We start from the raw sequence: 20,981 nt of genomic DNA on the forward strand, positions 1-20,981 counted from the left end.
GCCCCCGCCGCGCGCCCCCGTGGCGCCGACGTGCTGCTGGACCGGCGGGGCGGCCCGGTGCGCCTGGCCGGCTGCTGCACGCCCGTACCGCCCGACGACATCGTCGGCTTCGCCGTGCGCGGGGGAGCGGTGACCGTGCACCGGGTGGAGTGCTCCATGGTCGAGGACATGAAGGGCCGGGGGCGCGAGGAGATCGCCGTGCGCTGGGGGGACACCACCGCCTGCCGGGTGACCCTGGTCGCCGAATCGTTCAGCCGTCCCCATCTGCTCGCCGACCTCACCGAGGCGATCGCCGTGGAGGGCGCCGAGATCGTCTCCGCCACCGTGGAGTCCCCCAACCAGCAGCGGGTCCGCCACACCTACACCCTCCAGCTCCCCGACGCCGCCGAACTGCCCGCCCTGATGCGCGCGATGCGCGACGTGCCCGGCGTGTACGACGTCAGCCGGGCCCAGGCGCCCGCCGCCTGACCGACCCGATCGGGTGGGCCTGGTGCGCGCCGTCGCCATCCGGCGGCCGGGCGCTGGTAGCGGTGGGGCATGCTGCTCACTCGCCCCGCGCGCCCGCACCCCGTACTCCGGTTCCTCCGGCGCCCGAAGGCGGCCCTGCTCGCCTCGGCCGTCACGGTCTGTCTCGTCGCCGCCGGAGCCCCCGCCGAACCGCTGGGCGTCGGCGACCGGATCTTCCCGGAGCTGGGCAACCCCGGCTACGACGTGGCCGCTTACGACCTCGCCCTCACCTACCCCGGCAACAACGACAAGCCGCTCAAGGCCGTCACCACCATCGACGCCCGGCTCACCGACTCGCTGAAGCGGATCAACCTCGACTTCGCGCACGGCACCGTCGAGTCCGTCGAGGTCGACGGCCGCAGGGCCGCCTTCACCAGTGCCGGTGAGGACCTCGTCGTCACCCCGGACCACGCGCTGCCGCTCGGCAGTGTCACCCGGATCACCGTGCGGCACACCAGCGACCCCGTCGCCGCCGACGGCCAGGACGGGGGCTGGGTGCGGACCACCGACGGGCTCGCCATGGCGAACCAGGCCGATGCCGCGCACCTGGTCTTCCCGTGCAACGACCACCCGTCCGACAAGGCGATGTTCACCTTCCACGTCACCGCCCCGAACGGCTACACCGCCGTCGCCAACGGCCTGCCGACGGGCGCGGTCGAGGCGGGCGGCTCCACCACCTGGAGCTACCGCTCCCAGCACCCGATGGCCACCGAACTCGCCCAGGTGTCCATCGGCCACTCCGCCGTCGTCCGGCGCACGGGCCCGCATGGACTACCGCTGCGCGACGTGGTGCCCGCCGCCGACAAGAAGGAACTGGAGCCCTGGCTCGCGAAAACACCGGACCAGATCGCGTGGATGGAGAGCAAGATCGGCCCATACCCGTTCGAGACCTACGGCGTGCTGATGGCGCAGGCCAGCACCGGGTTCGAGCTGGAGACGCAGACGCTGTCGCTGTTCGAGAAGGAGATCTTCACCGAGCCCGCCTACCCCAAGTGGTACATCGAGTCGGTCATGGTCCACGAGCTGTCCCACCAGTGGTTCGGCGACAGCGTCAGCCCCCGCACCTGGTCCGACGTCTGGCTGAACGAGGGCCACGCCACCTGGTACGAGGCCCTCTACGCGCAGGAGAAGGCGGACCGCCCCCTGCAGGACCGCATGAAGGCCGCCTACGGGGCCTCCGACCGCTGGCGCGCCGCCGGCGGTCCGCCCGCCAGGCCCAAGCCGCCCGCCCCCGGTCAGAAGATCGGCATCTTCCGCCCCAACATCTACGACGGCGCCGCCCTGGTGCTCTTCGCCCTGCGCCAGGAGATCGGCAAGGACGCATTCGAGCGGCTGGAGAAGGTGTGGGTCCAGGAGAACCGGGACACCAGCGTCGGCACCGCCGACTTCGTCCGCCTCGCCTCCGCCATCGGCGGCCGTGACCTGACCGGCTTCTTCCAGGACTGGCTGTACGCCGAGAAGACCCCGCCCATGCCCGGCCACCCGGACTGGAAGCAGGTCCCGCCGCCCGCACCCTCGAACCCGGCCAGGAAGAGCTGACCCCCGGTGCCCGGGTGATAACCCGATGACGCGGTACTCCGCGCCGTGCGACCATCTTCCGGTCGGCGCGGCGCGGCGCACGGGAATCTCCCGGGGCACGCGCGCGTTGCACCTCATGAACACCGGTCCCTCGCCGACCTCCCGGTCGACCGACCGCCGGACCGGTCCTCCCCTCGACGTAAGGAACCAATGACCTCCTCTTCTTCCCCTTCACAGGACGCCAAGCGCCTCGCGCACGCCTATCCCGAAGGTCTTCGGGCCGATGCCCTGATGGAAGAGGACGTCGCCTGGAAGCACGACATCGACGGCGAGCGTGACGGCGACCAGTTCGACCGCTCCGAGCGCGCGGCCCTGCGCCGTGTGGCGGGGCTGTCCACCGAGCTGGAGGACGTCACCGAGGTCGAGTACCGACAGCTCCGCCTGGAGCGGGTCGTGCTCGTCGGAGTGTGGACGACCGGCACCGCCCAGGACGCGGACAACTCCCTCGCGGAGCTGGCCGCCCTCGCGGAGACGGCGGGCGCCCTCGTGCTCGACGGCGTGATCCAGCGCCGCGACAAGCCCGACGCGGCCACCTACATCGGCTCCGGCAAGGCCCTGGAGCTGCGGGACGTGGTGATGGAGACCGGCGCGGACACCGTCATCTGCGACGGTGAGCTGAGCCCCGGCCAGCTCATCCAGCTCGAGGACGTCGTCAAGGTCAAGGTCATCGACCGTACGGCCCTGATCCTGGACATCTTCGCCCAGCACGCCAAGTCCCGTGAGGGCAAGGCGCAGGTCGCGCTCGCGCAGATGCAGTACATGCTGCCGCGACTGCGCGGCTGGGGTCAGTCGCTGTCCCGGCAGATGGGTGGCGGTCGCGGTGGCCTGGCCACCCGTGGTCCCGGTGAGACCAAGATCGAGACCGACCGGCGCCGCATCCGCGAGAAGATGGCGAAGATGCGCCGGGAGATCGCGGAGATGAAGACCGGCCGCGAGATCAAGCGCCAGGAGCGCCGCCGCAACAAGGTGCCCTCCGTCGCCATCGCCGGCTACACCAACGCCGGCAAGTCCTCCTTGCTCAACCGCCTCACGGGCGCGGGGGTCCTGGTGGAGAACGCCCTGTTCGCCACCCTGGACCCGACCGTCCGCCGCGCGGAGACCCCGAGCGGCCGGCTGTACACGCTGGCCGACACCGTGGGCTTCGTCCGGCACCTGCCGCACCACCTGGTCGAGGCGTTCCGCTCCACCATGGAAGAGGTCGGCGATTCCGACCTCATCCTGCACGTGGTGGACGGATCGCACCCGGTCCCGGAGGAGCAGCTCGCCGCCGTGCGCGAGGTGATCCGGGAGGTCGGCGCGACCGACGTGCCCGAGATCGTCGTGATCAACAAGGCGGACGCGGCCGACCCGTTGGTGCTCCAGCGGCTGCTGCGGGTCGAGAAGCGGTCCATCGCCGTCTCGGCGCGCACCGGCCAGGGCCTGGAGGAGCTGCTCGCCCTGATCGACGAGGAGCTGCCCCGCCCCTCGGTCGAGGTCGAGGCGCTCGTGCCGTACACGCAGGGCAAGCTGGTCGCCCGCGCGCACACCGAGGGCGAGGTGCTCTCCGAGGAGCACACCGCCGAGGGCACCCTGATCAAGGTCCGGGTGCACGCGGAGCTGGCGGCCGACCTGGCCCCGTACACGCCCACCGCGACCGCCTGACCGGCTTTCTCGCCGGAGCACGAAGAGGCCCGCCGTTCCCTCGTTTCGAGAGGGCGCGGCGGGCCTTCGCCATGGGCGCGGGGCGGCTACCGGTTAGCGAACTTCCTGCTCACCGAGTCGTACACACCCTTGGCGACCTCGCCGAGCCGGGGACCGGCCAGCCAGCCCGAGGAGGCCGGGCCGATCGAGGTGTTGGAGACCAGCGCGGGCTTGCCGTCGGCGCCCTGCTCCACCCAGCCGCCACCGGAGGAACCGCCGGTCATGGTGCAGCCGATGCGGTACATCGTCGGGTCCGCCTTGGCGATCGACAGCCGGCCCGGCTTGTCCTGGCACTGGTACAGCAGCTGGCCGTTGTACGGCTCCGCCGCCGGGTAGCCGCTCGCGGTGACCGTGCTCACCTCGGTCGCGGCGGGAGCGGCGAAGTCCACCGGCAGCGCGCCGCCGACCGTCTCCTCCAGCGACTTGCCCCCGTTGCCCTGCTCCGGCGTCACATGGATCACCGCGAAGTCGTACGAGGCGCCGTTGCCGCCCGTCTCACCGCCCCCGTCGATCCACTGCTGCGAGGTCTTGGCCGCGTCGGCCCACCAGACACCGTACGGCGCGACCTGCGCGCGGGAGGCACCCTCCATCTCCGAGGAGGACAGGCTCTGGTTGTTGTACGACGGCACGAAGGCGATGTTGCGGTACCAGCCGCCCTTCTTGCCGGCGTGCACACAGTGGCCGGCCGTCCAGATCAGGTTGGACTTGCCCGGGTGCGCTGGGTCCTCGACCACCGTGGCCGAGCAGACCATCGTGCCCTTGGGGGAGTCGAAGAACACCTTGCCGGAGGTGGCCGCGTTGGTGTGGTACGGCGGGCGGACCGCCTTGGCCTGCACCGGCTGCGGCTCGGGGTCGGTCACGCCCTGGTCGCCGGAGAGGTCGTTGTCGTCGACCCGCTTGGCCGGGTCGTCGGCGCCCCGCATCCGGTCCTTGTCCCACAGACCGTTGATGATCGGGTTGATGAAGTCGTTCGCCTCGCGCAGCCAGTCGTCCCGGTCCCAGTTCTTCCAGGCGCCGTCCTTCCACTTGTCCATGTCGATGCCGTGCTGGCGGAGCTTGTCCTGGAGGTCCTGGGGGACGCGGACCTTCCCGTCCGAGCCCCGCGCGGTGGAGGACGAGCTGCCGCCGGCGTTGTCGTCACCGGCTCCGTCGCACGCGGTGGCGGTCAGCGCCAGCGCCGAGGCGAGGGCGACGGCCGCCAGCACGCGGGAGGTCCGGTGGGGCGTACCCCTTCCTCGGCGAGCGGTGGACGACGGCCGTATGGAGTGCATGGTGGTGACTCTCCCTGTTGTGAAGGAACTTGGCGCTTCGGCCCGGTACCGGCACCCAACTCGGTGCGTATCTGCGCCGGTTCTCCGGACTTCCGGGACGGGACCACACACTATGCGTTCGCTGTAGGTGACTTCCGACGGAACCGCAACGGTTACGTCACGGCAAGGATCTTGGAGCAACCCGTAACCACGCGGCCGGTCGGCTGTTGGTAGCCGTGGGGGACCGCTGCCTGCGCCCGTCCCCGTCGAGCAACTCGCTTCTGGACAGCGGGAGGACAGCGAGCCGTGGCCGTGACCGAGTCGGAGGCCGACAGCACCCACCGGGGAACTCCGCCCGTGCACGAGGGGATTCTCAGGCGCCAGTCGGCGCGCGAGTCCGCCGCGCGTACCTATGCCCGGGCCCTGCCCATCGTGCCCGTGCGGGCGCGTGGCCTCACCATCGAGGGCGCGGACGGCCGTCGATACCTCGACTGTCTCTCCGGCGCCGGGGCGCTGGCCCTCGGGCACAACCACCCCGTGGTGCTCGAGGCGATCCGCAAGGTCCTCGACTCCGGTGCGCCCCTCTCCGTGCTGGACCTGGCGACCCCGGTGAAGGACGCCTTCACCACCGAGCTGTTCCGCACCCTGCCGGCCGGGTTCGCCGACCGGGCCCGCGTGCAGTTCTGCGGCCCGGCCGGAACGGACGCCGTCGAGGCCGCCCTCAAACTGGTCCGGGCGGCGACGGGGCGCAGCGGCATCCTCGCCTTCACCGGCGCCTACCACGGCATGACCGCGGGCGCCCTGGCCGCGTCCGGCGGCGCCCCCGACCTCCAGGTGGGCCGCCTGCCCTATCCGCAGGACTATCGCTGCCCCTTCGGCGTCGGGGGCCCGCGCGGCGCCGAACTCGCCGCCCGCTGGACCGAGTCGGTCCTCGACGACCCCAAGTCGGGCGTGCCCCGGCCGGCCGGGATGATCCTCGAACCCGTCCAGGGCGAGGGCGGGGTGATCCCGGCACCGGACGACTGGCTGCGCCGGATGCGCCGGGTCACCGCCGACCGGTCGATCCCCCTGATCGCGGACGAGGTACAGACCGGCGTCGGCCGCACCGGCGCCTTCTGGGCCATCGACCACAGCGGGATCACCCCCGACGTGATGGTCCTGTCCAAGGCCATCGGCGGCAGTCTCCCGCTGGCCGTCATCGTCTACCGCGACGAACTCGACGTCTGGCAGCCCGGCGCCCACGCGGGCACCTTCCGGGGCAACCAGCTCGCCATGGCCGCGGGCACCGCCACCCTCGCTTACGTCCGCGAGAACGGCCTCGCCGAACGAGCCGCCATCCTCGGCACCCGCATGCTGACCCAGCTCCGGCAGCTGCAGGACGAGTTCGCCTGTGTGGGAGACGTGCGGGGGCGTGGGCTGATGATCGGGGTCGAGCTGGTCGACCCGGTGAGCGCGTCCGTCCCGGAAGCGCGCGGCTCCGAGGCGGACGGCTGGGACTCCGCCACGACGCCTCACCCCGCCGATCCCGAACTCGCCGCCGCCGTCCAGCGCGAGTGCCTCGACCGGGGGCTGATCGTGGAACTCGGCGGCCGCCACAACAGTGTCGTCCGGCTTCTCCCGCCGCTGACCATCAGCGACGAGCAGGCGTCGGCCGTACTGGACCGCCTCGCCGACGCGGTGACCGCCGCGAACCGCGACCACCAGCGCACGGGCTAGCTCCCGCCAGGCCACCCCACCGCCGACGCGCACCATCCGCGCGCGTCGGCGGAGAGCCGCGAACCCACCTCCCGGCATCGCCACACCGCCGCACCACGGCCGACACCGGAACCGTGCCAGGCGCGCGTCGGCACCCCCTCCTCTCGTCACCGCCCCGCCTCTCATCCGCCCTGCGGAATCCCTCCGCGACCGAACCCGCACCCGCATCACCCCCGAGGAACTGTCATGAACGCCACCCCCGCACCCGACGGCCGTTCCGAGACCCCCGACGAACCGGCTGAGCCGGGCAGCACCCCCGTACCGCTCGCCGACGCGGTGCCGCACCAGAAACGGCGCACACCGGTTGCCGGAGGGCCCGAAGCGCTCGACGCCGATCCGCTGGAGGCCCCCGACCCGCACACCGCGGCCCAGGCGGCGGCGGTGGAAAACCTCCTGCGCTGCTGGGTGCGCGAGACCGGCCTCGACGCCCCGGACAACGGCACCCTGCGCATCCCGCTCCCGGCCAGCGGCACCGCCCTCGTCACCCCCGTCCGGCACTGGTCCCCGACCGGCTGGCACCGCTTCGGGCCGCCCCGGCTCGCCGGCGCCCCCGAGCACGCCCCCTCCGTCGACGCCGTCACCCTCGCCGCCCTCCTCACCCGCGAGAGCCCCGGCCGGACGGACGCCGTGGAACCCCAGGGCACCGCCCCGGCGGACGGCGCCGACCTCGTCGCCCGTGTCGCCGACTCACAACGCCGCACCGCCACCTTCCTGAGCGACCGCCGCGCCCACCCCGAGGAGAGCCCCGACCTCTTCCTCAGCGCCGAACAGGCCCTCCTCCTCGGCCACCCCCTGCACCCCACCCCGAAGAGCCGCGAGGAACTCACCGACGCCGAAGCCCGGCAGTACGCGCCGGAACTCCGCGGCTCCTTCCCCCTGCACTGGATGGCCGTCGCCCCCTCCCTGCTCGCCTCCGAGTCGGCCTGGACCGAACGCGGCCGTCCCCTCCCCGCAGCCCAGCTCCTCCGCCGGCTCGCCGGAACCGACCTGCCCCTGCCCGACGGCTACAGCGCCCTCCCCCTGCACCCCTGGCAGGCCCGCGACGTGCGGCACCGCCCGCCGGTCGCCGCCCTGCTGAACTCCGGCCTCCTCCGCGACCTCGGCCCCCTCGGTTCGCCCTGGCACCCCACCTCCTCCGTACGGACCGTCCACCGCTCGGGCTCCCCGGCGATGCTCAAGCTGTCGCTCGGCCTGCGCATCACCAACTCCCGCCGGGAGAACCTGCGCAAGGAACTCCACCGGGGCGTCGAGGTGCACCGTCTGCTGCGCGCCGGGCTGGCGAAGCAGTGGCAGGCCGCCCACCCCGGCTTCGACATCGTCCGCGACCCCGCCTGGCTCGCCGTCGACGCTCCGGACGGACTGCCCGTGCCCGGCCTCGACGTGATGATCAGGCACAACCCCTTCGCCCCCACCGACGACATCGGCTGCGTCGCCGGACTCGTCTCCCCACGCCCGGACCTCGAGCCGAGTTTGACGACAGGCTCCTGGGGACTCCGCTCCCGCCTGGCCCGGCTCGTCGCGCGGCTCGCCGCCCGCACCGGCCGTCCGGTGGGCGCGGTCGCCGCCGAGTGGTTCCTGCGCTACCTCGAACAGGTCGTCCGGCCCGTGCTCTGGCTCGACGGCGAGGCGGGGATCGCGCTGGAGGCGCACCAGCAGAACACCCTGCTCCGCCTCGACCAGGACGGCTGGCCGGCCGGCGGCCGCTACCGCGACAACCAGGGCTACTACTTCCGCGAGTCCCGCCGGGGCGAACTCGACGCCCGGCTGCCGGGCATCGGAGAGCGCAGCGACACCTTCGTCTCCGACGCGGTCACCGACGAACGCTTCGCCTACTACCTCGCCATCAACAACGTGTTCGGCCTCATCGGTGCCTTCGGCTCCCAGCGCCTGGCCGACGAACACCTCCTCCTCGCCGCGTTCCGCCGCTTCCTCACCGCCGCCGCCTCCGGCCCCGCCGCCGTGCGCAGCTCCCTGCCGGGCAACCTGCTCGACTCACCCGTACTGCGCTGCAAGGCCAACCTGCTGACCCGGCTGCACGGCCTGGACGAACTCGTCGGACCCGTCGACACCCAGTCCGTCTACGTGACCATCGCCAACCCCCTTCATTCCTGAACCTCTTCGTCCACCCGCCCCCATGAGAGGAGCGCACGTGTCCCTCACCGACACCGGCGCCGCCGAAGCCCTTCCCGTCCCGGTCGCCCCCGACTGCCCGGACAGCGCCGACACCGGGGCGAGCGCGCTCCTCTGGGACAGTGAAGAGACGCTGGACCTGCGCCTGCCCGCCGAATTCACCGCTCTGCGAGCCGCGTTGCCCGACCAGGTGACCTCACCCCGCGACGGAGACCTGCTGGACGGCATCCACACCTGGGGCCCAACCCCCACTCCTGTGGGCACCTTTGAACTGGTCCCCGTCCGCCTGGACCGCGACCTCCCCCTCATCCATGGCTGGATGAACGACCACGTGGTCGCCGAGTTCTGGGAGCTGGCCGGCCCACAGGACCGGACCGAGCGCCACCTCCGCGCGCGACTCGACGGCGACGGACGCAGCGTGCCCTGCCTGGGCGTGCTCGACGGCATCGCCCTGAGCTACTGGGAGATCTACCGGGCCGACCTCGACCCGCTGGCCCGTTTCTACCGGACGCGCCCGCACGACACGGGTATCCACCTGCTGATCGGAGACGGCGCGCACCGGGGACGAGGGCTCGGCTCCGTCCTGCTCACGGCCGTGGCCGAGCTGGTCATGGAACGCCGCCGCACCTGCACACGCGTCGTCGCGGAACCTGACATTCGCAACACCCCCTCGGTGACCGCTTTCCGCAAGGCCGGGTTCCGGTGCCGGGCCGAGGTCGATCTGCCCGGCAAGCGGGCCGCCCTCATGATCCGGGACCGGGTCCGGCATGAACCCTGGTAGCACCGCGTGATCGGGTGCTCACCTGTTGTACGTGCGGCGGTTCCGCCGAGTTCCCGCTTTCACGGAGAAAAGTTCAGGAGTTCGGAAGTGTTCGTATCCCGCTCCGCCCGCCCCGGCGAGCGGGCACGATTGTCAGTGCGGGGCCGTAGGGTGGTCGGGCTATGACGAAGCCCTCACTCCCCGAACTCCTCCACGCCGCCGTCTCCGCCGTCGGCGGCACGGAGCGCCCCGGCCAGGTGACCATGGCCGAAGCGGTCGCCGAGGCGATCGACGACACCTCCCATCTGCTGGTGCAGGCCGGTACCGGCACCGGTAAGTCGCTCGGTTATCTCGTGCCCGCCCTCGCGCACGGGGAGCGGGTCGTCGTCGCCACCGCCACGCTCGCGCTCCAGCGCCAGCTCGTGGAGCGCGACCTGCCGCGCACGGTCGACGCCCTGCACCCGTTGCTGCGGCGCCGGCCGGAGTTCGCCATGCTCAAGGGCCGCTCCAACTATCTGTGTCTGCACCGGCTGCACGAGGGCATGCCGCAGGACGAGGAGGACGGGCTCTTCGACCAGTTCGAGGCGGCCGCCCCCACCAGCAAGCTGGGCCAGGACCTGCTCCGGCTGCGCGACTGGTCCGACGAGACGGAGAACGGCGACCGGGACGACCTCACGCCGGGCGTCTCCGACCGGGCCTGGGCCCAGGTGTCGGTGTCGTCGCGCGAGTGCCTCGGCGCCTCGAAGTGCGCGTACGGGGCCGAGTGCTTCGCGGAGATGGCCCGTGAGCGCGCCAAGCTCGCGGACGTCGTGGTGACCAACCACGCGTTGCTGGCGATCGACGCCATCGAGGGCGCCCCGGTGCTGCCGCAGCACGAGGTGCTGATCGTGGACGAGGCGCACGAACTCGTCTCCCGGGTCACCGGCGCCGCCACCGGCGAACTCACCCCCGGCCAGGTCAACCGGGCGGTCCGCCGCTCGGCCAAGCTCGTCAACGAGAAGGCCGCCGACCAGCTCCAGACCGCCGCGGAGGGCTTCGAGCGGCTGATGGAGCTGGCCCTGCCGGGCCGCCTGGAGGAGATCCCGGAGGACCTCGGCTACGCCCTGGCCGCCCTGCGCGACGCGGCCCGCACGGTGATCACCGCGCTCGGCACCACGCGCGACAAGTCCGTCCAGGACGAGGACGCCGTCCGCAAGCAGGCGGTGGCCTCCGTGGAGACGGTGTACGCCGTCGCCGAGCGGGTGCTGAACGGCTCGGAGTGGGACGTCGTCTGGTACGAGCGCCACGACCGGTTCGGCGCCTCCCTGCGGGTCGCGCCGATGTCGGTCTCCGGGCTGCTCCGCGAGAAGCTCTTCACCGACCGCAGCGTCGTCCTCACCTCGGCGACCCTGAAGCTCGGCGGCGACTTCAACGGTGTCGGCGCCTCACTGGGCCTGGCTCCGGAGGGCACCGAGGGCGACGACCTGCCGCAGTGGAAGGGCATCGACGTCGGTTCGCCCTTCGACTACCGCAAGCAGGGCATCCTCTACATCGCCAAGCACCTGGCCCGCCCCGCTCGGGACGGCGACCGCGGCGACATGCTGGACGAGCTGACCGAGCTGATCCAGGCCGCCGGCGGCCGCACGCTCGGCCTGTTCTCCTCCATGCGGGCCGCCCAGCTCGCGGCGGAGGAACTGCGGGTGCGCATCCCCGAGTTCCCCATCCTGCTCCAGGGCGAGGAGACGCTCGGCGAGCTGATCAAGAACTTCGCGGCCGACCCCCGTACCTGCCTCTTCGGCACGCTGTCGCTGTGGCAGGGCGTGGATGTGCCGGGGCCCAGTTGTCAGCTCGTGGTCATGGACAAGATCCCGTTCCCGCGTCCCGACGATCCGCTGATGAGCGCTCGCCAGAAGGCGGTGGAGGACGCGGGGGGCAACGGTTTCATGGCGGTCGCGGCCACCCACGCCGCGCTGCTCATGGCGCAGGGCGCGGGCCGGCTCGTCCGGGCGTCCGGGGACCGTGGCGTGGTCGCGGTCCTGGACCAGCGGCTGGCGACCGCCCGCTACGGGTCGTACCTGAAGGCGTCGCTGCCCGACTTCTGGACCACGACCGACCGCAACCAGGTGCGCAAGTCGCTCGCGGCGATCGACGCGATGGCCAGGCAGGCCGAGGAGGAGTGAGCCGGAGGCGGAGTTGGGGGTGCGCCGGCGTACAGGCCCACTCCCGCCGCTGACGGCAATGGCAGGGCCCCGGAACCGGCGCAGGGGTTCCGGGGCCCGGTGCAGGGGGACGAGCCGGGGGGCTTGTCCGGTGCGGGCGTCACACGCGGCGGAGCACCGCGACGACCTTGCCGAGGATGGTGGCGTCGTCGCCGGGGATGGGCTCATAGGCCGCGTTGTGCGGGAGGAGCCAGACATGGCCGTCCTCGCGCTTGAAGCGCTTGACCGTGGCCTCGCCGTCCAGCATGGCGGCCACGATGTCGCCGTTCTCAGCGACGGGCTGGCGGCGGACCGTGACCCAGTCGCCGTCGCAGATCGCGGCTTCGATCATGGAGTCGCCGACGACCTTGAGGACGAACAGCTCACCGTCGCCGACGAGCTGCCGGGGGAGGGGGAAGACGTCCTCGACGGACTCCTCGGCGAGGATCGGCCCACCGGCCGCGATGCGGCCCACCAGCGGGACGTACGACGCGGCGGGCTTGCCGGCCGTGTCCGTGGGCTGCACGCTGACCGCCTGGTCGGAGCCACGCACCTCGTAGGCGCGGGGCCGGTGCGGGTCGCGGCGCAGGAAGCCCTTGCGCTCCAGCGCCATGAGCTGGTGCGCGACCGAGGAGGTGCTGGAGAGGCCGACGGCCTGGCCGATCTCCCGCATGGACGGCGGGTAGCCACGACGCTGCACGGAGTCACGGATGACCTCGATCACCCGGCGCTGTCGGTCGGTGAGCCCCGAGCTGTCCGCGCGGATGCCTGGAGGTCGGCCCGGCAGGGAGCGCTTGTGGCCCTCGGGCGCGGCTTCGTTCATCGCGTGCACCGGCTCCACCCGGCCCTGGGAGCGGTCCTGGGCGGTGATGGCGGCACTGTCTGCGGTCGTGGTCACGTCGGCCCCTCTCGATGGTCTCCCTGCTGCACAACGGTAGTGGCTTTCGAAAGGTTGCGCCAAACACACGTTCGAGTGAAAAAGTGCGATTCACCTGACGCGATCAAGTGTCCGGGTGTATGGCTTGCGCGACGTCCGGCGGGCAAAAGTGCTCATTGTGTACTCTTCACCGCCGGGGCGAATGGCCTCGCGGTCGTCGCCAGTGTGCCATTCGAACGGTGACCGACCGGTGGCCGGGTCCACCTGCGGTGTGATCCCCGCCGTAATTCCCCGAGGGCTCCGCGCGGTGTTCACGGTATCCCCGTGGGCGCGCGCGGCCGTGCGGAATGCTCTTGCGTGTCGCCCCGGCGCCCGCTCGGGCCGCTCCGGGCGGCTCTGTCCACAGCGACACGCGCGGCGCCGCGAAATCCGGCCCATCCCTACATCTAGTGGTGAGACGGCTACAGGCCCCCACAAGTTGTGGTTGATCTTCGACCCCGGGTCTTCCGGGCCTCTTCGATCGCCTATGCTTAGGGCTGCTTCGTGAGGCCCCTGAGGTCCGGCGAGGCCATCGAGTCTGCTGTGAGGAGGGTTGGAGATCATGCACTGCCCCTTCTGCAGGCACCCCGACAGCCGGGTGGTCGACAGTCGTACGACCGACGACGGCACGTCCATCCGCAGGCGCCGCCAGTGCCCCGACTGCTCCCGTCGATTCACGACCGTGGAGACGTGTTCGCTCATGGTGGTGAAGCGGTCGGGCGTCACCGAGCCGTTCAGCCGCACCAAGGTGATCAACGGTGTGCGCAAGGCGTGCCAGGGACGTCCCGTCACCGAGGACGCGCTCGCCCAGCTCGGCCAGCGGGTCGAGGAGGCGGTGCGCGCCACCGGGAGTGCCGAGCTGACCACCCACGACGTGGGGCTGGCCATACTCGGCCCGTTGCAGGAGCTCGACCTCGTCGCCTATCTGCGGTTCGCCTCGGTCTACCGGGCGTTCAACTCGCTGGAGGACTTCGAGGCCGCCATCGCCGAACTGCGCGAAGCGGCGCCGGACCCCGCCGCGGACGACGGACACGTCGAGGACGCGGCCTCGGGGAGCCAGGAAGACCAGAGCGGGACGGGACGGACCACCCAGGTCCCCGTGTCCGCACGCGCCGCCGACTGACCGGCCGGCGCACCGAAGACCTGTCGCGGGTCGTAGCTGAGGGTGCCCGCGACACCAGACAGACCACGTGCCCTGGGAACATCGGGGCATTTCAGGGCGTTTTCGCCCGTACATGGGAGGCGGCATGACAGAGACGGCGAGCGGTCCGGCACGAGGTTCCCGCACCAAGGGCACCAAGGCCGGCAAGGGGCTGCGCGTCGAGCGCATCCACACCACCCCCGGCGTGCACCCGTACGACGAGGTGGCGTGGGAGCCCCGTGACGTCGTCATGACCAACTGGCGCGACGGCTCGATCAACTTCGAGCAGCGTGGCGTCGAGTTCCCCGACTTCTGGTCGGTGAACGCGGTCAACATCGTCACCAGCAAGTACTTCCGGGGCGCCGTGGGCACCCCGCAGCGCGAGACCGGGCTCAAGCAGCTCATCGACCGCATCGTGAAGACGTACCGCAAGGCCGGCGAGGACCACTCCTACTTCGCCTCGCCCGCCGATGCCGAGATCTTCGAGCACGAGCTGGCCTACGCCCTGCTGCACCAGATCTTCAGCTTCAACAGCCCGGTCTGGTTCAACGTCGGCACGCCGCAGCCCCAGCAGGTCTCCGCCTGCTTCATCCTGTCCGTCGACGACTCCATGGAGTCGATCCTCGACTGGTACAAGGAAGAGGGCATGATCTTCAAGGGCGGTTCGGGCGCCGGTCTGAACCTGTCCCGCATCCGCTCCTCCAAGGAACTGCTCTCCTCGGGCGGCAACGCCTCGGGTCCCGTCTCCTTCATGCGGGGCGCCGACGCCTCCGCCGGAACCATCAAGTCCGGTGGCGCCACCCGCCGCGCGGCCAAGATGGTCGTCCTCGACGTCGATCACCCCGACATCGAGGACTTCATCCAGACGAAGGTCAGCGAGGAAGAGAAGATCCGCGTGCTGCGCGACGCGGGCTTCGACATGGACCTGGGCGGCGACGACATCACGTCCGTCCAGTACCAGAACGCCAACAACTCGGTCCGCGTGAACGACGAGTTCATGCGCGCGGTCGAGAACGGCACCGACTTCGGCCTGCGGGCCCGGATGACCGGTGAGGTCATCGAGGAGGTCGACGCCAAGGCGCTCTTCCGCAAGATCGCCGAGGCGGCCTGGGCCTGCGCCGATCCGGGCATCCAGTACGACGACATGATCAACAGCTGGCACACCTGCCCCGAGTCCGGCCGCATCACCGCGTCGAACCCGTGCAGCGAGTACATGCACCTGGACAACACGTCCTGCAACCTCGCCTCGCTGAACCTGATGAAGTTCCTGAAGGACGACGGCAAGGGCAACCAGTCCTTCGAGACCGAGCGCTTCCAGAAGGTCGTCGAGCTGGTCATCACCGCGATGGACATCTCCATCTGCTTCGCGGACTTCCCGACCCAGAAGATCGGCGAGAACACCCGCGCCTTCCGCCAGCTCGGCATCGGCTACGCCAACCTCGGCGCCCTGCTGATGGCGACCGGCCACGCGTACGACTCCGACGGCGGCCGCGCCCTCGCCGGTGCCATCACCTCCCTGATGACCGGCACCGCCTACCGCCGCTCCGCCGAACTGGCCGCGGTCGTCGGCCCGTACGACGGCTACGCCCGCAACGCCGACGCCCACAAGCGCGTCATGAAGCAGCACGCCGACGCCAACGCCGTGGCCGTCCACACGGACGACCTGGACAACCCGGTGTGGGCCGCCGCCACCGAGGCATGGCAGGATGTGGTGCGCCTGGGCGAGAAGAACGGTTTCCGTAACTCGCAGGCGTCCGTGCTTGCCCCGACCGGCACCATCGGTCTGGCGATGTCCTGCGACACCACCGGTGTCGAGCCGGACCTCGCGCTGGTGAAGTTCAAGAAGCTCGTCGGCGGCGGCTCGATGCAGATCGTCAACGGCACCGTGCCGCAGGCCCTGCGCCGCCTGGGCTACCAGGAGGAGCAGATCGAGGCGATCGTCGCCCACATCGCCGAGAACGGCAATGTGATCGACGCCCCCGGTCTCAAGCCCGAGCACTACGAGGTGTTCGACTGCGCCATGGGCGAGCGGGCCATCTCCCCGATGGGCCACGTCCGCATGATGGCCGCGATCCAGCCCTGGATCTCCGGCGCCATCTCCAAGACGGTCAACATGCCGGAGACGGCGACCGTCGAGGAGGTCGAGGAGATCTACTTCGAGGCGTGGAAGCTGGGCGTCAAGGCGCTCGCCATCTACCGCGACAACTGCAAGGTCGGCCAGCCGCTCTCCGCCAAGAAGAAGGAGGAGCAGAAGGCCGAGGTCACCGAGAAGGCCGAGGCGACCATCCGCGAGGCCGTGGAGAAGGTGGTCGAGTACCGTCCGGTCCGCAAGCGTCTGCCCAAGGGCCGTCCCGGCATCACCACGTCCTTCACGGTCGGCGGCGCCGAGGGCTACATGACCGCCAACTCCTACCCGGACGACGGTCTCGGCGAGGTCTTCCTGAAGATGTCCAAGCAGGGCTCGACGCTCGCGGGCATGATGGACGCCTTCTCCATCGCCGTGTCGGTGGGCCTCCAGTACGGCGTGCCGCTGGAGACCTACGTCTCGAAGTTCACCAACATGCGCTTCGAGCCGGCCGGTATGACGGACGACCCGGACGTGCGCATGGCGCAGTCGATCGTCGACTACATCTTCCGTCGCCTGGCGCTGGACTTCCTGCCCTTCGAGACCCGCTCCGCGCTCGGCATCCACTCCGCCGAGGAGCGTCAGCGTCACCTGGAGACCGGTTCGTACGAGCCGTCCCTCGAGGAGGACGAGGTCGACGTCGAGGGTCTGGCCCAGTCCGCCCCGCGTCACACCGAGCCGACGGCCGTGGCCACTCCGAAGGCCGAGTCGGAGGCCGCCAAGCCGGCCCCCAGGCAGGCTCACACCAGCGCCGAGCTGGTCGAGATGCAGCTCGGCATCCAGGCCGACGCCCCGCTCTGCTTCTCCTGCGGTACCAAGATGCAGCGCGCCGGCTCCTGCTACATCTGTGAGGGCTGCGGCTCGACCAGCGGTTGCAGCTGATCAACGGCTGAGCCCGTGACACGGGCCCGGTGAAGGGGCGTCGGCCAGTGGGCCGGCGCCCCTTTCGTCGTCAGCGGCGCACGGGACGGCCGAGGACGCGTACACACCGGCCGGGGCGTTGAAATGCTCAAGTACGACGCTTGGAGCCCATCACCCGGGTAAAGGTCCCCGGGTCCTCGTCGAAGCCGTGGACGCCCGCGTGGAAGGCCCACTCGCCGGAGGCGTCGCGGGTGAACTCGGCGACCACGGCTGCCGTGGCGTCCCGGGCCGTGGTGAAGTCGGCTTCGAAGAGGGTCGTGTAGCCCTCCGCGACGCGGACCGCGGGGTTCAGGACCGAGGCGAACGTGGTGCGGTTCTGGCTCTGCTGGATGACGACGCCGACCACCACGCGCGCGTAGCGGGCGTCCAGGCGGCCGAGTTCGAGCTTCATGACCTCGTCCCAGCCGAACCCCTTGCCGTCGGGGCTGTCCCGGTTGAGGAAGATCGTGCCGTCCGGGGAGCGGCTGTCGAAGTGCACCAGATAGGCCGGTTCCCCGTACGCGTCCGCCGCCGTGAATGTCGCGGCGACGACGTCCAGGTCGGAGGGCGGCCGCCCCGCCGGACTGGGGTCCCACTTGAGCGCGACCTCGACCTCGCGGATTCCCTTGCTGACCCCGGTCACCAGGCCTCCCCTTCCCCCTGAAGCGCCATCATCCCCAACTCCCTTGTCGCTGGGACTTCTTCCCATCGTGTCACGCATACGGCACCGGTGCGCGGGCGAACTCCGCCAGAGCGTGACCGACGCCACGCCCGGTGGCCTTACGATGGCGCGGTGCTGGTCAAGTGGACTCGCTGCACCGTAGTGGACCGTCGCGGGTTCGAGCGCGGGCAGCGGAAATGGGCGGGGCTTCTGGGGGAGCCGGGGTTTCGGGGACAGGGCGGAGGCTGGAGCCGGCACCGGCCGGGAGTGGCGCACACATTCGCCTTCTGGGAGAGCCGCGCCTTCTACGACTCCTTCATGGCCCGCTCGCACGACCGGCTGGCCGCGTCCCAGTCCGGCACGTTCAAGGACTCCCAGGCCAAGCTGTTCGAGTACCGCTTCGACGTGAAGACCGGCTTCGAGCCCCGGTTCACCGACGCCGACCTGGTCCGGGTGGCCCTGTGCCGGGTCCACGAGGAGCGCGTCGAGCACTTCACGCTGATGCAGGAAAAGGTCTGGAACCCGGCGATGGCCGGCTCTCCCGGCATGATCCGGGGCATGTTCGGCGAGTCGGCCGAACACGACTTCCTGGTGCTGTCGATGTGGCGCGCGGCGGCCGAACACGGAAAGTACCGCACCGAACGCGTGGAGCGGCTGGCCCTGCGCGCCCAGACCGAGGCCGACATCGCCTCCCTCACCGGCGACATCGTGGAACTGGAGCCCTCCTGGACGGTCTGAGCCGGGCGAGCGGTGTGACCTACACCGTATGAGGGCCGTACGAGTGCACGGCCCCGCCCCGCTCCCCGTAGGGTTTCCGACATGGCACGACCACGGCGCATCGTCCTTGTCCGGCACGGGGAGTCAGTGGGCAACGTCGATGACTCCGTGTACGAGCGCGAGCCCGACCACGCCCTCGCGCTCACCGACCGCGGCCGGGAGCAGGCGGAGGAGACCGGCAGGCACCTGCGGGAGATCTTCGGGGACGAACGCGTGAGCGTCTACGTCTCCCCGTACCGCCGCACCCACGAGACCCTGGACGCCTTCCGGCTCGACCCGGACCTCATACGCGTGCGCGAGGAGCCCCGGCTGCGCGAGCAGGACTGGGGAAACTGGCAGGAACGCGAGGACGTGAAGCTGCAGAAGGCGTACCGGGACGCGTACGGGCACTTCTTCTTCCGCTTCCCGCAGGGCGAGTCCGGCGCCGACGTGTACGACCGGGTCGGCGGCTTCCTGGAGAGCCTGTTCCGCAGCTTCGAGGAGCCCGACCACCCGCCGAACGTCCTCCTGGTGACGCACGGCCTGGCCATGCGGCTGTTCTGCATGCGGTGGTTCCACTGGACGGTGGCCGACTTCGAGTCCCTGTCGAATCCGGGGAACGCCGAGGTGCGCATGCTCGTTCTCGGGGAGGACGGCAAGTACGCCCTGGACAAGCCCTTCGAGCGCTGGCGGGACCCGGTCCCGCACTGGATCCACGGATAGGCTGGCGGGAAGATGATCCCTGAATCCTCCTCCCTCCCCTCCGGGCGCCTGGAGCGCGCCCTGGCCAGTCTGCGCGGCCTCTCGGTGGGTGACGCGCTCGGCTCCCAGTTCTTCGTCCCGGCCAACCACCCGCTGCTCAAGCGGCGCGAGCTGCCCGCCGGGCCCTGGCAGTGGACCGACGACACGGAGATGGCCTGCTCCGTCGTCTCGGTCCTGGCCGCGCACCAGATGGTCCACCAGGACGAACTGGCCCGGTCCTTCGCCGATCACCACGACTTCGACCGGGGCTACGGTCCCGCCGTGAACCGCCTCCTTCGGCTCGTCCGCGAAGGCGCCGACTGGCGTGAACTCGCCGCCCAGCTCTTCGACGGCCGGGGCTCATGGGGCAACGGCGCCGCGATGCGCATCGCGCCCCTGGGCGCCTGGTACGCCGACGACCCCGAGCAGGCGACCCACCAGGCCGAGATCTCCGCCTACATCACCCACCAGCACCGCGAGGCGGTGGCCGGTGCCATGGCCGTGGCCGCCGCCGCATCGCTGGCAGCCGCTGCGGGCGGCCCGCCGGCTCCCGAGGCCCTGCTGGACGGCGTGATCGCCCTGGTGCCCCGGAGCGCCGTGGGCGCCGGTCTGCGCCGCGCGCGGGACATGCTCGACTACGGGGACGCGGCCACCGTGGCGGCCGTCCTCGGCTGCGGGCGCCGGACCAGCGCGCACGACACCGTCCCGTTCGCCCTGTGGTCGGCCGCGCGGGCTCTCGGCGACTTCGAGCACGCCTTCTGGACGACCGCACAGGTCGGCGGCGACGTGGACACGACGTGCGCGATCGTCGGCGGCGTCCTGGCCGCCGGCGAGGCGGGCTCGCCGCCCGCGGAATGGCTGGAACGGACCGAGTCGCTGCCGGAGTGGGTGCCGGACCGCGGGTGACGCGCGGGTCGCCGCTGTGATGTTTCCGGCTAGGAGGGGCCGGGGTGTCGGGGCGGCGGTGGGGCGGCGTAGTCTGAGTCCGCCATGCCGTACGAACCACCCACTCATACCGTCGAGCGCTCCCTTCGCGCCACGACCGGGGCGAAGGTCATCGCCGGCGTCGACGAAGTGGGGCGGGGCGCCTGGGCCGGACCCGTCACCGTCTGCGCGGCGGTCACCGGACTGCGCCGCCCGCCCGAAGGGCTCACCGATTCCAAGCTCCTGACGGTCAAGCGCCGTGCGGAGCTGGACGGGATACTGCGGTCCTGGGTGACGGCCTTCGCCCTCGGTCACGCCTCTCCGGAGGAGATCGACGACCTGGGCATGACCGCCGCCCTGCGGCTGGCCGCCGTCCGCGCCCTGGAAGCCCTCCCGGTCCGGCCCGAGGCCGTCATCCTCGACGGCAAGCACGACTACCTCGGTGCCCCCTGGCGGGTGCGCACGGTGATCAAGGGTGACCAGTCCTGTGTGGCCGTCGCGGCGGCCTCGGTGATCGCCAAGGTGTACCGCGACAAAATGATGGCCGAACTCGGTGCCGGCCATGCAGACTTCGGATTCGCGGACAACGCCGGGTATCCGTCGCCGGTGCACAAGGCCGCACTGGAGGAGCGGGGCCCCACCCCGTACCACCGTCTGTCGTGGGCGTATCTTGATGCGCTGCCCCGGTGGCGGCACCTCAAGAAGGTCCGCAGCCTCGTGGACGGCGGCGTTCCGGTGATCGAGGGCCAGCTCGGCTTCGATTTCTGACGCTTCCGCCCGCCGCCGATGTGCCACCCGGCCAGCGGCGTCGTACCAACGTTTGATAAAAATCAGCTCATGCCTCTCCTTCCCGAGGAGCCTCAGATTCACGAGAGTGCCCAGGGTCCCGTCGCGACTCCGGCCAGCAGCCGCGTCGCACCGACCCCTCGTCCCGTACCCGGCCCCCGCCCCGCGGCTCCGGCCCGCCCCGGCCGGCCCGG

The 20,981-nt window shown here is 71.2% G+C and carries 16 protein-coding genes; 13 read left to right on the plus strand and 3 right to left on the minus strand.

Annotation, left to right across the window (positions count from 1 at the left end; all coding sequences use genetic code 11):
• The 3 genes from GT030_RS10290 to hflX form a co-directional block, all read left to right on the plus strand.
• On the plus strand, positions 1-468 hold a 468-nt coding region (locus GT030_RS10290; RefSeq protein ID WP_161200832.1), incomplete at its 5' end, for a bifunctional (p)ppGpp synthetase/guanosine-3',5'-bis(diphosphate) 3'-pyrophosphohydrolase.
• A gap of 69 nt (positions 469-537) precedes the next feature.
• On the plus strand, positions 538-2,046 hold the full coding sequence (locus GT030_RS10295) for a M1 family metallopeptidase (protein ID WP_161200833.1): 1,509 nt from the start codon (positions 538-540) through the stop codon (positions 2,044-2,046).
• 189 nt (positions 2,047-2,235) lie between these two features.
• On the plus strand, positions 2,236-3,726 hold the full coding sequence (gene hflX / locus GT030_RS10300; RefSeq protein ID WP_135792180.1) for a GTPase HflX: 1,491 nt from the start codon (positions 2,236-2,238) through the stop codon (positions 3,724-3,726).
• An 86-nt stretch (positions 3,727-3,812) separates the two neighbouring features.
• Here hflX and GT030_RS10305 read toward each other — a convergent pair whose 3' ends face one another.
• Positions 3,813-5,036, minus strand: a complete 1,224-nt coding sequence (locus tag GT030_RS10305; protein WP_202459928.1) for a hypothetical protein — start codon at positions 5,034-5,036, stop codon at positions 3,813-3,815.
• A 285-nt stretch (positions 5,037-5,321) separates the two neighbouring features.
• Between GT030_RS10305 and GT030_RS10310 the strand changes: the two genes are divergently transcribed.
• The 4 genes from GT030_RS10310 to GT030_RS10325 all read left to right on the plus strand — a co-directional run bounded on the left by GT030_RS10310 (position 5,322) and on the right by GT030_RS10325 (position 11,819).
• Entirely contained in the window at positions 5,322-6,731 is a 1,410-nt protein-coding gene (locus GT030_RS10310; protein ID WP_161200834.1) for a diaminobutyrate--2-oxoglutarate transaminase family protein, read from the plus strand.
• 225 nt (positions 6,732-6,956) lie between these two features.
• Positions 6,957-8,882 (plus strand): IucA/IucC family protein, encoded by a 1,926-nt coding sequence (locus tag GT030_RS10315; protein ID WP_161200835.1) that lies wholly within the window; start codon positions 6,957-6,959, stop codon positions 8,880-8,882.
• Between the two features lie 37 nt (positions 8,883-8,919).
• Complete coding sequence (locus GT030_RS10320) at positions 8,920-9,681, plus strand: GNAT family N-acetyltransferase (RefSeq protein WP_346009607.1); 762 nt, start codon at positions 8,920-8,922, stop codon at positions 9,679-9,681.
• Positions 9,682-9,842: 161 nt separating this feature from the next.
• On the plus strand, positions 9,843-11,819 hold the full coding sequence (locus GT030_RS10325) for an ATP-dependent DNA helicase (protein WP_161200837.1): 1,977 nt from the start codon (positions 9,843-9,845) through the stop codon (positions 11,817-11,819).
• A 139-nt stretch (positions 11,820-11,958) separates the two neighbouring features.
• Here the strand turns inward: GT030_RS10325 and lexA are convergent, their stop codons facing one another.
• The gene (lexA, locus tag GT030_RS10330) at positions 11,959-12,735 is read right to left on the minus strand and encodes a transcriptional repressor LexA (protein WP_030803240.1); all 777 of its coding nucleotides are present in this window, start codon (positions 12,733-12,735) and stop codon (positions 11,959-11,961) included.
• 580 nt (positions 12,736-13,315) lie between these two features.
• On the opposite strand from lexA, the gene nrdR reads away from it, so the two are divergent.
• The gene (gene nrdR / locus GT030_RS10335; protein WP_161200838.1) at positions 13,316-13,876 is read left to right on the plus strand and encodes a transcriptional regulator NrdR; all 561 of its coding nucleotides are present in this window, start codon (positions 13,316-13,318) and stop codon (positions 13,874-13,876) included.
• Between the two features lie 124 nt (positions 13,877-14,000).
• Complete coding sequence (locus GT030_RS10340) at positions 14,001-16,901, plus strand: vitamin B12-dependent ribonucleotide reductase (protein WP_161200839.1); 2,901 nt, start codon at positions 14,001-14,003, stop codon at positions 16,899-16,901.
• Positions 16,902-17,028: 127 nt separating this feature from the next.
• Here GT030_RS10340 and GT030_RS10345 read toward each other — a convergent pair whose 3' ends face one another.
• Positions 17,029-17,562 (minus strand): TerD family protein, encoded by a 534-nt coding sequence (locus tag GT030_RS10345; RefSeq protein ID WP_161200840.1) that lies wholly within the window; start codon positions 17,560-17,562, stop codon positions 17,029-17,031.
• A gap of 150 nt (positions 17,563-17,712) precedes the next feature.
• Here GT030_RS10345 and GT030_RS10350 point away from each other — a divergent pair, with 150 nt between their 5' ends.
• The 4 genes from GT030_RS10350 to GT030_RS10365 all read left to right on the plus strand — a co-directional run bounded on the left by GT030_RS10350 (position 17,713) and on the right by GT030_RS10365 (position 20,769).
• The gene (locus GT030_RS10350) at positions 17,713-18,318 is read left to right on the plus strand and encodes a YdbC family protein (RefSeq protein ID WP_161200841.1); all 606 of its coding nucleotides are present in this window, start codon (positions 17,713-17,715) and stop codon (positions 18,316-18,318) included.
• Positions 18,319-18,399: 81 nt separating this feature from the next.
• Positions 18,400-19,059, plus strand: coding sequence for a histidine phosphatase family protein (locus GT030_RS10355; RefSeq protein ID WP_161200842.1), 660 nt, complete (start codon positions 18,400-18,402; stop codon positions 19,057-19,059).
• Positions 19,060-19,071: 12 nt separating this feature from the next.
• Positions 19,072-19,983 (plus strand): ADP-ribosylglycohydrolase family protein, encoded by a 912-nt coding sequence (locus tag GT030_RS10360; protein WP_161200843.1) that lies wholly within the window; start codon positions 19,072-19,074, stop codon positions 19,981-19,983.
• Positions 19,984-20,067: 84 nt separating this feature from the next.
• Complete coding sequence (locus tag GT030_RS10365; protein WP_086696437.1) at positions 20,068-20,769, plus strand: ribonuclease HII; 702 nt, start codon at positions 20,068-20,070, stop codon at positions 20,767-20,769.
• Positions 20,770-20,981 lie beyond the last annotated feature (212 nt).

Source organism: Streptomyces sp. SID1328 (genome assembly GCF_009865595.1).
In the GTDB taxonomy this organism is placed as follows: domain Bacteria; phylum Actinomycetota; class Actinomycetes; order Streptomycetales; family Streptomycetaceae; genus Streptomyces; species Streptomyces griseoluteus.

Coding starts and splice junctions, on each gene's coding strand:
- GT030_RS10325 (WP_161200837.1), top strand. CDS start 9,843: ATGACGAAGCCCTCACTCCCCGAACTCCTCCACGCCGCCGTCTCCGCC.
- hflX (WP_135792180.1), top strand. CDS start 2,236: ATGACCTCCTCTTCTTCCCCTTCACAGGACGCCAAGCGCCTCGCGCAC.
- GT030_RS10365 (WP_086696437.1), top strand. CDS start 20,068: ATGCCGTACGAACCACCCACTCATACCGTCGAGCGCTCCCTTCGCGCC.
- GT030_RS10360 (WP_161200843.1), top strand. CDS start 19,072: ATGATCCCTGAATCCTCCTCCCTCCCCTCCGGGCGCCTGGAGCGCGCC.
- GT030_RS10355 (WP_161200842.1), top strand. CDS start 18,400: ATGGCACGACCACGGCGCATCGTCCTTGTCCGGCACGGGGAGTCAGTG.
- GT030_RS10315 (WP_161200835.1), top strand. CDS start 6,957: ATGAACGCCACCCCCGCACCCGACGGCCGTTCCGAGACCCCCGACGAA.
- GT030_RS10305 (WP_202459928.1), bottom strand. CDS start 5,036: ATGCACTCCATACGGCCGTCGTCCACCGCTCGCCGAGGAAGGGGTACG.
- GT030_RS10295 (WP_161200833.1), top strand. CDS start 538: ATGCTGCTCACTCGCCCCGCGCGCCCGCACCCCGTACTCCGGTTCCTC.
- nrdR (WP_161200838.1), top strand. CDS start 13,316: ATGCACTGCCCCTTCTGCAGGCACCCCGACAGCCGGGTGGTCGACAGT.
- GT030_RS10340 (WP_161200839.1), top strand. CDS start 14,001: ATGACAGAGACGGCGAGCGGTCCGGCACGAGGTTCCCGCACCAAGGGC.